The organism is Roseibium sp. AWQ4_290, assembly GCF_056160985.1.
The window spans coordinates 16,596-30,670 of the sequence record NZ_JBSWYG010000018.1 but is presented as its reverse complement, the minus strand read 5'-3'; the positions used below and the strand labels follow the sequence as shown (position 1 = coordinate 30,670).

Here is a 14,075-nt window from a genome sequence, read left to right as displayed (position 1 = left end):
GTCAGGGTCGTCTGGTGCAGGTGTTAAAGCGTTTTGAGCTGGTCAAGCAGCGAAGTCTTTGCGCCCTTGATATGGTCAAGGGTGAGCCGGGCGGCCAGATCGGCATCCCCGGCCTCACAGGCCTTCAGGATGGCGATGTGTTCCCGGTCCGCCCGGTCCATGCCGTCGGACAGGATCAGCTGGGCCCTGATCTGGCGCTCCACCCGGTCGATAGCATTGCGGGCCACTTCCTTAAAATAGGTCAGGTTGCTGGCGCTGTAGAGCGTTTCATGAAAGGCGCGGTTGAGATTGCCCCAGTCCATCGGCGCGCTGGAGGCGGAAAAGGCCGCGCATTTTTCCCGGGCCCGGGCCAGCACGTCTTTGGGCATGCGCGGCACCGCATTGCGGATGATTTCTGGTTCGATCAGGGCTCTGAGATCGAAAACCTGAGCGGTTTCCTCAGGCGACAGCCCAGCCACCACCGCGCCCTTGTAGCGCTGGGTCTTCACCAGCCCCTGTTCCTCAAGGCGAGACAGGGCCTCGCGGACCGGGATGCGGCTGGTGTTGAACTGACGGGCGATCTCGTCCTGCCGCAAGGGGGCTCCTTCCTCCAGTTGCCCCTGAATAATGGCGTCCCGCAAGGCATTGAAAATCAACGTGGCGGACGATGCGGTCGCTGAAATATCCACTGCTGCCAGTTTCATCTTGTCGTCTCCCGGACGCCGGGCCTCTCGCTTGCTGCGTCCCGTGCCCCTCAGGGCGGGCAGAGTCCGGACCCTGAGGGGTGGGCTTTCTCATTTTGATTATTTTATATTGAATATTGGATCCAATCCAGATTATCAATATTATCAGCAGGCCGACCCAATGTTTTTCTTATACTGAGACCGGGTAGGGCGGCCGTTTTCCCTAAAGGAGAAATCCATGACTGCTTCGATTTTTTCCGGCTGCATGCCCGCCTTGATGACGCCCTGCAAGGCTGACCGCACACCGGATTATGAGGCGCTTGTGCGCAAGGGACAGGAGCTGATTGCGGCGGGCATGTCGGCAGTTGTCTATTGCGGCTCCATGGGGGACTGGCCGCTGCTGACCGATGAACAGCGCATGACCGGCGTGGAGCATCTGGTAAATGCCGGCGTGCCGGTTGTTGTGGGCACCGGGGCCGTCAATACAACCCTCGCCGCCGCCCATGCCGCCCATGCGGCCCGGGTTGGGGCCAAGGGGCTGATGGTAATCCCGCGAGTCTTGTCCCGGGGCAGTTCCGTGGCCGCCCAGAGAGATCATTTCAGCGCCATTCTGACGGCGGCGGAAGGGCTTCCGGCGGTGATCTACAACAGCCCCTACTATGGTTTCGCCACCCGGGCGGATCTTTTCTGCGAATTGCGCCTCACTTTCCCGAACCTTGTGGGGTTCAAGGAGTTTGGCGGTCCGGACGATCTGCGCTACGCAGCGGAATATATCACGTCCCAGGATGACCAGATCACGCTGATGGTCGGCGTCGACACGGCCGTGTTCCATGGCTATGTCAATTGCGGTGCGGGCGGTGCGATCACCGGCATCGGCAATGCCTTGCCAAAGGAAATTCTACATTTGGTCAGCCTGTGCGAACAGGCTGCCACCGGGGATGTGACCGCGCGCCACCGGGCCAAGGAGCTGGAAGAGGCGCTGGCGGTTCTTTCCAGCTTTGATGAAGGCCCGGACCTTGTGCTGTTCTACAAACATTTGATGGTGCTGAACGGCGAAGACGCCTATCGTTTGCACTTCAACGAGTCCGACCGTCTGACCGATGCGCAGCGCACCTATGCCGAAGCGCAATTCCGCTTGTTCAAGAGCTGGTATGCGGACTGGTCCACGAAGCAGGGATGACGCTCAATGCGCGTGATTGACAGCCATACGGCCGGAGAGCCGACCCGCGTGGTGGTGGATGGTGGCCCGGATCTCGGCAGGGGACCGCTTGCAGAGCGCGCAGCCCGGCTGGAAGCAGATTATCTGGATGTTTGCGCATCGATCGTGATGGAGCCGCGCGGGCATGAGGCTATGGTCGGAGCACTGCTGGTGCCGCCGGAGCGGACGGACTGTGTGGCCGGGGTGATCTTTTTCAACACGTTGCAGAATCTCGGCATGTGTGGCCATGCGTCCATTGGCCTTGGCGTGACGCTTGCCTATCAGGGACGCATCAGACCCGGGCGCCACAAGCTGGAAACCCCGGTCGGTGTCGTGGAGATCGTGCTCCATGACGCCAATACGGTGACCGTGCGCAATGTGGAAAGCTACAGGCTGAACAAGGATGTCACCGTGGAGGTGCCCGGCCATGGGCTGGTGACCGGCGATGTCGCCTGGGGTGGCAACTGGTTCTTTCTGGTCAAGGACAGCCCGGTGGGGCTGGATCCGGCCAATATCAGGCCGCTCACCGATCTGGCGCTGAAGATCCGCAACGCGCTGGAAGAGAGCGGGATCACCGGAGCAGACGGGGCCTGGATTGATCACATTGAGCTTTTCGGCCCGCCACAAAGTGCAGAAGCTCATAGCCGGAATTTTGTCCTGTGCCCTGGCGGTGCCTATGACCGCTCGCCCTGCGGCACCGGATGTTCGGCGAAGCTGGCCTGTCTTGCGGCCGACGGACTGCTTGAGCCCGGTCAGGACTGGGTGCAGGAAAGCATTGTCGGCAGCCTCTACCGGGCCAGTTACGAGCCGGGGGTGGACGCAGGCGTGATCCCCGCAATCACCGGTCAGGCTTTTGTCACCGGGGAAACACGGCTGATCTTCAATCCGTCCGACCCGTACCGGCAAGGTCTCCGACTGTGAGCGGCCAGCCAGCGGAGGATATCATCCTCATTGGGGCTGGAATTACCGGAATAACCGCGGCTTTGGCGCTTCAAAGCCAGGGCCGGAAAGTTCTGGTGATCGACAGGGCCGATGGCGCAGTGAAGGCGTCAGAGCGCAATGCGGGTGCCTTTGCCTTTCCCGAAGTTGAGCCTCTGGCAACCCCGGGCATCATGGCAAAGGCGCCAAAATGGCTGCTCGATCCGCTCGGACCCTTGTCCGTGCCACCGGCCTATGCGTTAAAAATCACCCCCTGGCTGCTGCGCTTCTGGCGGGCCAGCCGTCCGGACCGCTATCATCAGGCGGTCAGCGCCCAGGTGGCGCTGATGACCCTGTCCAAAGACGCGCTGGAAACCCTGATCCGGGAGACCGATGCCAGCCCGCTGATCCACCGGGAGGGCCAGTTGCAGCTCTATGAGGGCGTGCGGGACTATCGGGCCAGTCTGGCAAGCTGGGATCTGCGCAGGGACCACGGCATTGCCTTTGAGCTGCTGGAAACTCCGGAAGCGATTGCTGAGATCCAGCCCGGTCTGGACCGGCGCTTCACCCATGCGGGTTTCACGCCGGAATGGATGAATACCAGCGACCCGGCCCGCTGGCTCACCCATCTGCGCGGGATTTTTCTGGCCCGGGGTGGGCGGATCGAGCCGGCAGAGGTGAGCGCGCTACGGCCGCAGGAGAGCGCCGTTCTTGTGCAGACCTCCTCGGAAAGCCATCTGGCAAAGCAGGTGGTGCTTTGCGCAGGGGCATGGTCCCACCGTCTGGCCGCAACTCTCGGCGACCGGATTCCGCTGGAGACCGAGCGGGGCTACAACACGTCTTTTGCCGAAGCGGGTTTCGATTTGAAGACCCACCTCACTTTCTCCAGGCACGGCTTTGTTGTCAGCCGCCTTAACCAGGGCGTCAAGGTTGGCGGGGCGGTTGAGCTGGGCGGGCTGAATCTGCCGCCCAATTTCAAACGGGCGGAAATCCTGGTGCGCAAGGCCAAGACCTTCCTGCCCGGCTTGAAAACACAAGACGGAGAGCAATGGATGGGCTTCCGCCCGTCGCTGCCCGACAGCCTGCCGGTGATCTCCAGGTCTCCGAACGAGCCAAGAGTTGTATATGCATTTGGCCATGGCCATCTGGGCCTGACCCAGTCAGCGGGCACGGCCCGGCTGGTCGCTTCTTTGGTTGGCGGAACACCTCCGGAGATCCCAATAGGTGCGTTCGCAGCGGACAGGTTTTAAGGCGGGCGGGGCCTTTAGGGAAAGGAAAGACGATGCGCAGCACAAAGACCCTTCACGTGATTTCCTGCCATGCGGAAGGCGAAGTTGGCGATGTCATTGTCGGCGGAGTCGCGCCTCCACCCGGCGACACCCTTTGGGAGCAGCGCCGCTTCATTGCCGAGGACGGGACCTTACGCAATTTTGTGCTGAACGAGCCGCGCGGTGGTGTCTTCCGCCATGTCAATCTGCTGGTGCCGCCCAAACACCCGGACGCGGATGCGGCCTTCATCATCATGGAACCGGAAGACACGCCGCCCATGTCCGGCTCCAACTCCATTTGCGTGTCGACGGTTCTTCTGGACAGCGGCATTTTGCCTATGCAAGAGCCGGTGACCGAGCTGTTGCTGGAAGCGCCCGGCGGCCTGGTGCGGGTCAGGGCCGACTGCTGCAATGGCAAGGCGAAGCGCATCCATGTGCAGAATGTCGCCAGCTTTGCGAGTAGGCTGGATGCCAGTCTGGAAGTCGAGGGGCTTGGAACCTTGCGGGTGGACACCGCCTTTGGCGGCGACAGTTTCGTTATGGTCGACGCCAAGGCCCTGTCCTTTGAGCTTGAGGAAAGCGAAGCGGCCGACATAGCCCGGCTGGGGGCACAGATCACCCGGGCGGCCAATGAACAGCTTGGCTTTTCCCATCCGGACAATCCGGACTGGGGCCACATTTCATTCTGCGCCTTTTGCGGACCACTTGAGGAAACGGCAACGGGCTTTGCCGGCCGCTCTGCCATTGCCATTCAGCCGGGCAAGGTTGACCGCTCGCCCTGCGGCACGGCGGTCTGCGCCCGCATGGCGCTCCTGGCCGCGCGGGGCCAGATGCGCGCCGGGCAGACCTTCGAAGCCACCTCCATCATCGGCTCCACCTTTATCGGGACACTTCTGGGCGAAACCAGGGTGGGCGGCCAGCCGGCCATCGTGCCCCAGGTCAGCGGACGGGGCTGGATCACCGGCACCCATCAGCACATGCTGGACCCGGACGATCCCTGGCCTGCAGGCTACCGGTTGAGCGACACTTGGGGTGCTTAGAAACGTCCCTGAGATATCTCGGGTCCTAAGCAGAAAATTTCATTGTGGCGCTTATAAAGAAAGCTTACCTCTAGTGTGGTGGAATTGAAATGGGCCTCATTTGTGCAGCGCGCGCCGAAGCGTATTTCAATTCCGAAAACCACACTTGAAACATAGACTTGCTAGTCACCCCCCATGAATCTGAAGTTCGTTCTGAACTCGCTGGAAAATGAAACGAACTTCAGATCAGGGTGGCTAGGCTGAAACGAGAGGGACTTGGCTGTCCGTCTCCGCCTGTTCATCAAAAGGAATGAGTTTCATGTCCCTTCGCATCAACGATACGGTCCCCAATTTCACTGCCGAAACGGATCAGGGCCAGATCACCTTCCACGACTGGATCGGCGAGAGCTGGGCGATCCTGTTCAGCCATCCGAAAGATTTTACGCCGGTCTGCACCACCGAATTCGGGTCGGTTGCCCAGCTGGCCGATGAATGGGCCAAACGCGGCACGAAGGTGATTGGCGTGTCGGTCGATAGTGCTGAAGACCACCGTAAATGGAAAGGCGATATCGAGAAGGTCGGCGGAGCCACGGCGGCCTTCCCGATTATTGCCGATGAGAGCCTTGAGGTTTCCAAGGCGTTCGACATGCTGCCCGCAGAAGCCTATCTGCCGGACGGGCGGACCCCGGCGGACAGCGCAACGGTGCGCTCCGTCTTCATTATTGGACCGGACAAGCAGCTGAAGCTGTCCATGACTTACCCGATGACCGTCGGCCGGAATTTCGAGGAAGTCTTGCGTGCGCTTGATGCGTTGCAGACCTCCGCCAAGGGCGTGGCAACTCCGGCCAACTGGGTTGTGGGTCAGGACGTGATCGTACCGCCGAGCGTCAGCGATGAAGACGCCAAGGCTAAATTTGGCGAATTCGACGCGGTTCTGCCCTATCTGCGCAAGGTGAAAGCGCCAGAGTAAGTCTCCGGTCCCAGAACCTGTGACTGTACGACCGGCGGCCGCGTCTGCGGCTGCCGGAACGTGATGCAAGCCCCGCCCAAGCCGCTGGGGTCAGCGCGCCCCTGAACAGATCTGCAGCAGCGCCGACAAGTGATCGGGGGCCGTAAGGCCAATGCAACAGGCATGGGCGGTCACCAGAAATGCAGTCAGGGCGCAGCCCGCTGCAAGGGCGATCAGCAAGGACGGGTCTTCGTGAATCTCACGAAGGAGTGCGGTGGCTCCATCCGAAATCCGGACTGTCAGCATTCTATCCTCCCTCTGGAAAGAAGCGCCCGGACAGTGTCCCTCCGGGCGGGAAAAAGATCAAGAAACCTGTTTTTCGTTCCGGTTGTCTGCTTCAAGTTCCTCTTCGGCCTTCCGGCCGCCAAAGAGACCGCCGAGCCAGCCTTTCTTCTCAGAGCCTGCCCCCTCTTTTTCCGCGTTAGATTGCTCCTCGGGCATATCGGTGGGGGCAATCTGTTCGGCAAAGGCAGCAAAGAACTCGCCCGCGAGTCGTTTGGATGTGGAATCGATCAGGCGGGCGCCGAGCTGGGCAAGTTTGCCACCGACTTTCGCATCCACCTCGTAGTGCAGAATGGTTGCTTCCGGCCCGTCTTCCTCTAGCCGGACCTTGGCGCCGCCTTTGGCAAATCCGGCAACCCCTCCTGAGCCTTCCCCTTCAATCGTATAGCCGTTTGGCGGATCCAGATCGTTTAAGGTGACCTTGCCGCCGAACGTGGCTTTGACCGGCCCAACTTTCAGTTTGACCTTCGCTTCCATCTCCGTATCAGACTGTTTGGTCAGTTCCTCGCAGCCCGGAATTGAGGCCTTCAAGACCTCCGGATCGTTCAACGCGGCCCAGACCGTTTCCCGGGGGGCGTTGATGCGCTGGCTGTCATTCATTTGCATGTGTTTGTCTCCAGATGGGATGAGCGGTCAATTGTTTGAGTGTGCGGTTTGCGGGTGGGGCTGTCGCTGGTTCTGGCGCCGGATCTGGGTAAGTTCAGCCAGAATGGACAGGGCGATCTCCTCCGGTGTGATGGCGCCGAGGTCGAGCCCTGCCGGTCCCTTGATACGGTCCAGAGTCGTCTGAGCGAGGCCCTTGCCGCGCAGTTTGTCCTTCAAGGCCGCGATCTTGCGGCGGCTGCCGACAAAACCGACATGCCGGGCCGATACCGCCAGCGCAGCTTCAAGCGCGGCCTGATCTCCGCGCCCCTGCGTCGACACAAGAATGAAGGTTTCTCCATTGCCCGGCCGCAGTGTGTAGCCCTCATTGCGCCGCAGGGGCGGGGCAAAGGCCTCAAGATCCTCCGCAGGCGCATGGACAGTCACGTCGAAACCAAGGGCGGGTGCCTGCCGTGACAGGGCAACGGCCACCGGGCTTGCGCCGCAAATCATCAGGCTGGGCCGGGGCAGAACGGGTTCGATGAAGATGTCCATTGTGCCCTGGCTGGGGCACATGTTTCTGGCAAATTGCACCCCATCGCGCTCGTCTCCAGCCGTGAGGCCTTTTTCCGCCAGAAGATCTTCAGGCTGAATGGAAATGAGGCGGGCTTCACCATCTTCAAGGGCGGCCCGGGCCGCCTTGACTACGGCGGAGCGCGCGCAGCCGCCGCCTATCCAGCCTCCGGCTATCGTTCCATCGTCCGCAATCACGGCTTTGGCTCCCGCCTTGGCGGCTGTCACTGAAATCGTGCGCACCACAGTGGCAAGGGCATAGGGAAGGCTGTCTTGCTGCAATCTCGCCATGAGCGGCTGAAGATCGCCGGTCAGGGCTGGAGGGGCGTCCGAAGGAGCCCCCTCAACGGATATGTGCTTCATCGGATCCTCTCCCATGGCGTCACAACCTGGCCAGATACGGTTCGAGCGCGGCAAGGCTGTCGAGATTGTGGGCGGGCGCAAACAGATCAATATGGGGCAGCGCCGCTGCCATTCCCCCAGCAGTGGGCTCGTAGCCCTGCCAGCCAAGCAAGGGATTGAGCCAGACAATGCGTTTGCAGCGCCGCCGGAGCCGGGCCATTTCCACACCGAGGGCGTCCGGTGCGCCGGTGTCATAGCCGTCCGACAGGATGAGAACACAGGTTCGAGAATGGATCACCCGCGCGGCATGCCATCGGTTGAAGTCGGTTAGGGCTTCCCCGATCCTTGTCCCGCCGCCAATGCCCTGAGCCATCAGGCCCATCCGGTCGAGGGCCCGGGCCGCATCCCGTTCCGAAAGGGCAGACGAAACGTGAACCAGCCGGGTGTGGAACAAAAACGCTTCGGCCTGACGGAAATTGTCCAGCAGGCCATGGATGAAACGGGTGAAGACAGCCGTATAATTGTTCATGGAGCCGGAGGCATCCAGAAGGATAACAAGTTTCAACTGCCGCTGACGGGGCCCTTTGCGGACAAGGTCAATCGGGGTGCCGCCATGCGCCACCGACTGGCGGATGGTCCGGCGCAAATCAAGCCGGGGGCCCTTGCGTGTCTGCCGGTCACGGCGTGTGAGGCGGATACGCATGGACTGTGCCAACCGTTCGGCGAGCGCATGCGCCTTTGCGACGGCTTCAGGATCATGCAGCTTTCGGAAATCCATCTGGCTGAGATGTTCCGCCAAGCTGGCTCCTTCCCGCCGCCCGGACGGGGCATCGCCCGTATCTTCCTCTTCCCCCGGCTGGCGCTCCACATCCCCGGCAATGGTGTCCTGCCGTGCCCCCTGGGTCTCCATGAGATCGCGGAGGGTCTTCAGGCCCTTTTTCGGGCTGGTGCCGGTGACTTTGACAGCGGATTTCAGCCCCTTCGCGAACCAATAGACATCAAATAGGGCGTCAAACCGGGTCCAGTCGGAGCGGCGGCCGCAGAAAAGACAGCGCAAGGCCCGTTTCAGAGTTTCGGGCTTGCAGGCCAGCGGGGAGCGCAGGAGAAGAAGCGCGTCTTCCGTTTCCCGCATGCCGACCCGAAAGCCGTTTTCCCGGAGCGATGCAACAAACCCGGCCAAGCGCAGGCGCAGGACACTGCCAACATCCTTGTCCGTTTCGAAGGCAACAGCGGCGGCCATATCAGGCGACCCTGCCCAACAGCCGGTCCGTGACCTCCTGAGTGACCCGGGCCCGGTCTTCCCGGGTCTTGAGCACGCAGGTCAGTGTCTCGAACACCAGCTCCCGGCTGTCCGCCAGGGACCTGGCCCCAAGGCCAAGCAGCGCGGCTGCCCAGTCGATGGTTTCGGCAACGCCGGGTACTTTCGTGAGGTCTTCCTTGCGCAAGTTGCCCATCAGCTCAGCGATCTGCAGAGCAAGACTGGCGTCCAGCCCCTCGACCCGTGATAGCAGGATGCGGGCCTCCCGGTCGGCGGAAGGATAATCCACATAGTGATAGAGGCAGCGGCGGCGCAGAGCGTCGGACAATTCCCGCGTGCCGTTCGACGTCAGCACCACACGGGGGATACTGATTGCCTTGACCGTGCCCAGTTCGGGAATGGACACCTGATAGTCGGAAAGAATTTCCAGAAGGAATGCTTCAAATTCCTCATCGGCCCGGTCCACTTCATCGATCAGAAGGACAGGGGGCGTTTCCTGCCGGATGGCGGCCAGCAGGGGGCGCTCCAGCAGATATTTTTCGGAAAAGACGGCTTCTTCGACCTTATCAGCCTCTTCGCCCGAACCCTCCCGCGCCTTGATGGCGAGCAGCTGGCGCTGGTAGTTCCATTCATAGATCGCATCGGAGCGGTCGAGGCCTTCGTAACATTGCAGACGGATCAGCGGCGCGTTTTCCAGCCGTGCAAGCGCTTTGGCAACCTCGGTCTTGCCGACACCGGCCTCTCCTTCCAGCAGCAGAGGCCGGTTCAGCATCGCGGTCAAAAGCAGGGCGGTTGCCAGACCGTCATCTGCGACATAGCCGGTCTCTGCAAGGGCTTCTGCCAATTGTTCCCTGGTTCTGGTCATCCGGTTCGTTTTCGTCTTCGTCAGCGGGTTGCGATTTGACTGCACTGTCCCATTTTCTCTCGCGTGGACCATGCCGGTCCCTCAAGGCTGTGCAATCGGCGAGGGGCCGACATGGCTTCCATGGCGCGCCATAGAAGCGCGCTGGACGGGTCAGCGGCAGCCCGAGGCCGCCGCCAGTACATAGGGCCTGAGATCTCAGGTGTGGGCGCCCAGATCTTTGGCTGCCTGCCAGATGCGCCAGGCGTCATGGGGCATCTGGATATGGGTGGCCCCAAGGAACTGAAAGGCATCATTGACCGCGTTGGAAAAGGCTGGCACGCCGCCCACATTCGGGCTTTCACCGACACCCTTGGCACCGATCGGGTGATGAGGGCTGGGTGTCACGGTGTGGCCGGTTTCCCAATGGGGCGTTTCAACCGCTGTGGGGAGAAAGAAGTCCATGAAGGAGGCCCCGAGCACATTGCCGGTCTCGTCATAGCGGATCTCCTGCCCCATGGCGATGGCGAAGGCTTCCGTCAGACCCCCATGCACCTGTCCCTCGATGATCATCGGATTGATCCGAGTGCCGCAGTCGTCCAGAGCGTAGAAACGCCGTGTCTTGGCGACCCCTGTGTCCACGTCGATATCCATCACGCAGAAATAGGCCCCGAAAGGATAGGTCATATTGGGCGGGTCATAGTAGCTGACCGCTTCCAGGCCCGGCTCCATATTGGGCGGGGGCGCGTGATAGGCGGCCCAGGCGATCTCCTTCATGGACTTGCGCGCCTGGGGATTGCCCTTCACCTGAAAGCCGTCCACATCCCATTCCAGATCATATTCCGACACTTCCAGCATATGAGCGGCGATCATCTGGGCCTTGTTGCGGATCTTGCGGGCTGCAAGGGCAATGGCGGCTCCGGCCACCGGGGTGGAGCGGGAGCCATAGGTGCCCAGCCCATAAGGTGCCGTATCGGTATTGCCTTCCTCCACCATGATATCGGCGGCTGGAATGCCGATCTCCGTGGCAATGATTTGCGCCCAGGTGGTTTCGTGCCCCTGGCCCTGGGACTTGGTGCCCATGCGCGAGATCACGGACCCGGTTGGATGAACGCGGATCTCCGCGCTGTCAAACATGGCAACGCCCAGAATATCGCAATTCTTGGAAGGTCCGGCGCCGACAATCTCGGTGAAAAAACTGATGCCGATGCCCATAATGTCCCGGGTTTCGCCCCGTTTGAAAGCGTCCTGTTTGGCTTTCTGTTCGGCGCGCAGCTCCCGGTAACCGATCGTGTCCATCGCCTTCTGCATGGCGGTGTGATAGTCGCCGCTGTCATATTCCCAGCCGAGGGCGGATTGATAGGGAAACTGCTCCGGCCTGATGAAGTTCTTTATGCGCAAGTCCGCCGGGTCCATGTCCAGCTTCTGCGCCAGAATGTCCATCGCCCGCTCGATGCAGTAGGCCGCTTCCGTCACCCGGAACGAGCAGCGGTAGGCAACTCCGCCCGGAGCCTTGTTTGTATAAACACCGTCGACAGACAAATGGGCCGCTGGAAAGTCGTAGGATCCGGTCACGATATTGAAGAAACCGGCTGGCCATTTCGACGGGTCGGCGCAGGCGTCAAACCCGCCGTGATCGGCCAGCACATGCACTTTCAGGCCGGTCACCGTGCCATCGGATTTTGCCGCGATTTCCGTGGTCATATGATAGTCGCGGGCAAAGGACGTCGTGGACAGGTTCTCCATCCGGTCCTCCACCCATTTCACCGGAACCCCGGTCACGATGGAGGCCACAATGGCACAGATATAGCCCGGATAGACACCCACCTTGTTGCCGAAGCCACCTCCGATATCCGGCGCGACCACATGGATTTTGTGTTCGGGAATGGTGGAGAGCAGCGAGGCGACGGTGCGGACGACATGGGGGGCCTGGAACGTGCCCCAGACCGTCAGCTCGCCCTTCACCTTGTCCATGGACGCAACGCACTGGCAGGTTTCCAGGGGCGAGGGATGGGTCCGGTGATAGGAAATCATCTCCTTGATGGTGACGTCGGCCTCCGAAAAAGCCTGTGCCGTCTCGTCCTTGTCACCAACCTCCCAGTTGAAGATGTGGTTGTGATGCTTGCGCGGCCCGTGGGCGCCTTCCGTCTTGCCCTCAAGATCCGGCCGGAGCACCGGTGCATCTGCTGCCATGGACTGGAAGGGGTCGGTCAGAACGGGCAGTTCCTCATAATCCACATCCACCAGCTGGATGGCATCGTCGGCAATGTAGCGGTTCTCTGCCACCACAAAGGCAACTTCCTGATTCTGATAGAGCACCTTGCCATCGGCCAGCACCATCTGCACGTCCCCGGCCAGTGTCGGCATCCAGGCTAGGTTGACACCTTTCAGGTCCTCGGCGGTCAGGACGGCGATCACGCCGGGCAGTTTCAAGGCTTCTGTCGCGTCGATCCGGGTAATCTTCGCGTGGGCATAAGGGGAGCGGACAAAGTCGCCAAACACCATGTCCGGCAATTTCAAATCGTCCACATATTGGCCCTTGCCCTGGGTGAAGCGGACATCTTCCACGCGCTTGCGCTTGCAGCCCATGCCTTCCAGGGCGGCTTCACGTTGTTCCCGTGTCGGGGTCATGTCGTTCATTCTGCAGCCTCCTGAATGTCGGTGCCGTTCAGCTTGGCGGCGGCATATTGGATCGCCTTGACGATGTTCTGGTACCCGGTGCAGCGGCACAGATTGCCGGCAATGCCCATGCGGATTTCATCTTCTGTCGGGTTTGGATTTTCCTTCAAAAGCGTATGCGCGCGGGTGATCATGCCCGGCGTGCAAAAGCCGCATTGCAGGCCGTGCATCTGCCGGAAACCTTCCTGAAGGGCCGACAGGGTTCCGTCCGGATTGGCAATGCCCTCAATTGTGGTCAGCTCCGCGCCATTGGCCTGGACCGCAAACACGGTGCAGGACTTTACTGACATGCCGTTCATCTCAACGGTGCAGGCGCCGCAATGGGAGGTTTCACAGCCGATATGCGGCCCTGTGATGTCCAGTTCTTCGCGCAGGAAGTGGATCAGAAGTGTGCGCGGTTCGGCAAAACGCTGCACCTTCTTGCCGTTGACGGTCATCGTGACCGGGATCTGTTCGATATCACTCATGTTCATTCTGCTCCCGTGGTCAGCCGTTGGCGCGGTCTGCGGCCCTGGCCAGGGCGCGACGCATCATGATTCCAGCCATTTTCGTCCGGTATTCCGCCGGGCCGCGCCCGTCGGACGCCGGGTCTGTGATGGCTTCGGCCGCTGCGACTGCTTGTGAAACCACCGTTTCATCCAGGGTCGACCCGGTCAGGATGGTGCTGGCGTCTTCGGCATAGAGGGGTGTGTCGGCCACATTGGTGAGGGCAATGGCGCAGCTTGAAACAGTTCCGCCGGTCATGGTCAGCACAACCGCGGCAGCGGCGGTGGCATAGTCGCCAACTTTGCGCTTCAGTTTTTCATAGGCATAGCCGTGGCCCGCCGGGGGAACCGGGATCTTGACCGCTGTCAGGATTTCTTCCGGCTCTAGGGCGGTGAAATACGCGGCTTCATAGAACTCCCGTGCGGGAACCTCCCGGGCACCGCCCGGACCGGTCAGCACATAAGACGCATTCAGGCACTGCATCAGCGCAGGCATATCGTTGCCCGGATCGCCATTTGCCACATTGCCGCCCAGCGTGCCGAGATAGCGAATTTGAGGATCTGCGATCAGGAGGGAGGTTTCCCGGATAATCGGCAGCTTTTCGCCAAGCAGTTCCGAACCGATCAGCTCATGCTGTGTGGTCATGCATCCGATGGTGATCGTCCCGCCCGTGTCTTCAATGCCCTTGAGGTCTTCAATGCCTCCGAGATCAACAAGATGTTCGGGTGCGGCCATGCGCAGTTTCATCATGGGGATCAGGCTGTGCCCACCCGACAGCGGGCGGGCTTCGTCACCATGATTGGCCAGAATGGCAACGGCCTCGGCCACAGATGATGGACGGTGGTAAGTGAATTCACCGGGGATCACGTTTGTCTCCTCCCTCTCACGCCGGAACGGCCCGGCTTTCGGCGGGGCTCCCTGGGCGCGTCCGGCAAACAGGGAGACCGGCCAACGATGC

General features: G+C 61.1%; 14 protein-coding genes. 5 read left to right on the top strand and 9 right to left on the bottom strand.

The window, feature by feature from the left end:
* Window positions 1-23: 23 nt before the first annotated feature.
* Window positions 24-683, bottom strand: coding sequence for a GntR family transcriptional regulator (locus ACXAH0_RS17940; RefSeq protein ID WP_475181474.1), 660 nt, complete (start codon window positions 681-683; stop codon window positions 24-26).
* 217 nt (window positions 684-900) lie between these two features.
* On the opposite strand from ACXAH0_RS17940, the gene ACXAH0_RS17935 reads away from it, so the two are divergent.
* From ACXAH0_RS17935 to ACXAH0_RS17915, 5 genes are all read left to right on the top strand, one after another.
* Complete coding sequence (locus ACXAH0_RS17935; protein ID WP_475193698.1) at window positions 901-1,842, top strand: dihydrodipicolinate synthase family protein; 942 nt, start codon at window positions 901-903, stop codon at window positions 1,840-1,842.
* Window positions 1,843-1,848: 6 nt separating this feature from the next.
* Window positions 1,849-2,781 (top strand): 4-hydroxyproline epimerase, encoded by a 933-nt coding sequence (locus ACXAH0_RS17930; RefSeq protein WP_475193693.1) that lies wholly within the window; start codon window positions 1,849-1,851, stop codon window positions 2,779-2,781.
* Window positions 2,778-4,028, top strand: coding sequence for an NAD(P)/FAD-dependent oxidoreductase (locus tag ACXAH0_RS17925; RefSeq protein ID WP_475193689.1), 1,251 nt, complete (start codon window positions 2,778-2,780; stop codon window positions 4,026-4,028). Before ACXAH0_RS17930 ends, ACXAH0_RS17925 begins: the two co-directional genes overlap by 4 nt.
* A 32-nt stretch (window positions 4,029-4,060) precedes the next feature.
* Entirely contained in the window at window positions 4,061-5,086 is a 1,026-nt protein-coding gene (locus tag ACXAH0_RS17920) for a trans-3-hydroxy-L-proline dehydratase (protein WP_475193683.1), read from the top strand.
* Window positions 5,087-5,384: 298 nt separating this feature from the next.
* Window positions 5,385-6,035 (top strand): peroxiredoxin, encoded by a 651-nt coding sequence (locus ACXAH0_RS17915; protein ID WP_475181496.1) that lies wholly within the window; start codon window positions 5,385-5,387, stop codon window positions 6,033-6,035.
* A 90-nt stretch (window positions 6,036-6,125) separates the two neighbouring features.
* Here ACXAH0_RS17915 and ACXAH0_RS17910 read toward each other — a convergent pair whose 3' ends face one another.
* From ACXAH0_RS17910 to ACXAH0_RS17875, 8 genes are all read right to left on the bottom strand, one after another.
* Complete coding sequence (locus ACXAH0_RS17910) at window positions 6,126-6,320, bottom strand: hypothetical protein (protein WP_475181501.1); 195 nt, start codon at window positions 6,318-6,320, stop codon at window positions 6,126-6,128.
* A gap of 57 nt (window positions 6,321-6,377) precedes the next feature.
* Window positions 6,378-6,962: an SRPBCC family protein gene (locus tag ACXAH0_RS17905; protein ID WP_475193677.1), complete on the bottom strand. Its 585-nt coding sequence runs from the start codon at window positions 6,960-6,962 to the stop codon at window positions 6,378-6,380.
* 27 nt (window positions 6,963-6,989) lie between these two features.
* On the bottom strand, window positions 6,990-7,874 hold the full coding sequence (locus ACXAH0_RS17900; protein WP_475193672.1) for an XdhC family protein: 885 nt from the start codon (window positions 7,872-7,874) through the stop codon (window positions 6,990-6,992).
* A gap of 19 nt (window positions 7,875-7,893) precedes the next feature.
* Entirely contained in the window at window positions 7,894-9,093 is a 1,200-nt protein-coding gene (locus ACXAH0_RS17895) for a vWA domain-containing protein (RefSeq protein WP_475181515.1), read from the bottom strand.
* 1 nt (window position 9,094) lies between these two features.
* Entirely contained in the window at window positions 9,095-9,976 is an 882-nt protein-coding gene (locus ACXAH0_RS17890; protein ID WP_475193667.1) for an AAA family ATPase, read from the bottom strand.
* A gap of 195 nt (window positions 9,977-10,171) precedes the next feature.
* Window positions 10,172-12,592, bottom strand: a complete 2,421-nt coding sequence (locus tag ACXAH0_RS17885) for an aerobic carbon-monoxide dehydrogenase large subunit (RefSeq protein ID WP_475181524.1) — start codon at window positions 12,590-12,592, stop codon at window positions 10,172-10,174.
* Window positions 12,589-13,098 (bottom strand): (2Fe-2S)-binding protein, encoded by a 510-nt coding sequence (locus tag ACXAH0_RS17880; protein ID WP_475193660.1) that lies wholly within the window; start codon window positions 13,096-13,098, stop codon window positions 12,589-12,591. Before ACXAH0_RS17880 ends, ACXAH0_RS17885 begins: the two co-directional genes overlap by 4 nt.
* Before the next feature lie 19 nt (window positions 13,099-13,117).
* Window positions 13,118-13,984 carry an FAD binding domain-containing protein gene (locus ACXAH0_RS17875; RefSeq protein ID WP_475193657.1) on the bottom strand — a complete coding sequence of 289 codons (867 nt, stop codon included), beginning with the start codon at window positions 13,982-13,984 and terminating at the stop codon, window positions 13,118-13,120.
* Window positions 13,985-14,075: the final 91 nt, after the last annotated feature.

Excerpts from the sequence above, each read along its gene's own strand:
- ACXAH0_RS17940 (WP_475181474.1), bottom strand. The coding sequence starts at position 683 with ATGAAACTGGCAGCAGTGGATATTTCAGCGACCGCATCGTCCGCCACG.
- ACXAH0_RS17935 (WP_475193698.1), top strand. The coding sequence starts at position 901 with ATGACTGCTTCGATTTTTTCCGGCTGCATGCCCGCCTTGATGACGCCC.
- ACXAH0_RS17930 (WP_475193693.1), top strand. The coding sequence starts at position 1,849 with ATGCGCGTGATTGACAGCCATACGGCCGGAGAGCCGACCCGCGTGGTG.
- ACXAH0_RS17920 (WP_475193683.1), top strand. The coding sequence starts at position 4,061 with ATGCGCAGCACAAAGACCCTTCACGTGATTTCCTGCCATGCGGAAGGC.
- ACXAH0_RS17915 (WP_475181496.1), top strand. The coding sequence starts at position 5,385 with ATGTCCCTTCGCATCAACGATACGGTCCCCAATTTCACTGCCGAAACG.
- ACXAH0_RS17910 (WP_475181501.1), bottom strand. The coding sequence starts at position 6,320 with ATGCTGACAGTCCGGATTTCGGATGGAGCCACCGCACTCCTTCGTGAG.
- ACXAH0_RS17905 (WP_475193677.1), bottom strand. The coding sequence starts at position 6,962 with ATGCAAATGAATGACAGCCAGCGCATCAACGCCCCCCGGGAAACGGTC.
- ACXAH0_RS17900 (WP_475193672.1), bottom strand. The coding sequence starts at position 7,874 with ATGAAGCACATATCCGTTGAGGGGGCTCCTTCGGACGCCCCTCCAGCC.
- ACXAH0_RS17895 (WP_475181515.1), bottom strand. The coding sequence starts at position 9,093 with ATGGCCGCCGCTGTTGCCTTCGAAACGGACAAGGATGTTGGCAGTGTC.
- ACXAH0_RS17890 (WP_475193667.1), bottom strand. The coding sequence starts at position 9,976 with ATGACCAGAACCAGGGAACAATTGGCAGAAGCCCTTGCAGAGACCGGC.
- ACXAH0_RS17885 (WP_475181524.1), bottom strand. The coding sequence starts at position 12,592 with ATGAACGACATGACCCCGACACGGGAACAACGTGAAGCCGCCCTGGAA.
- ACXAH0_RS17880 (WP_475193660.1), bottom strand. The coding sequence starts at position 13,098 with ATGAGTGATATCGAACAGATCCCGGTCACGATGACCGTCAACGGCAAG.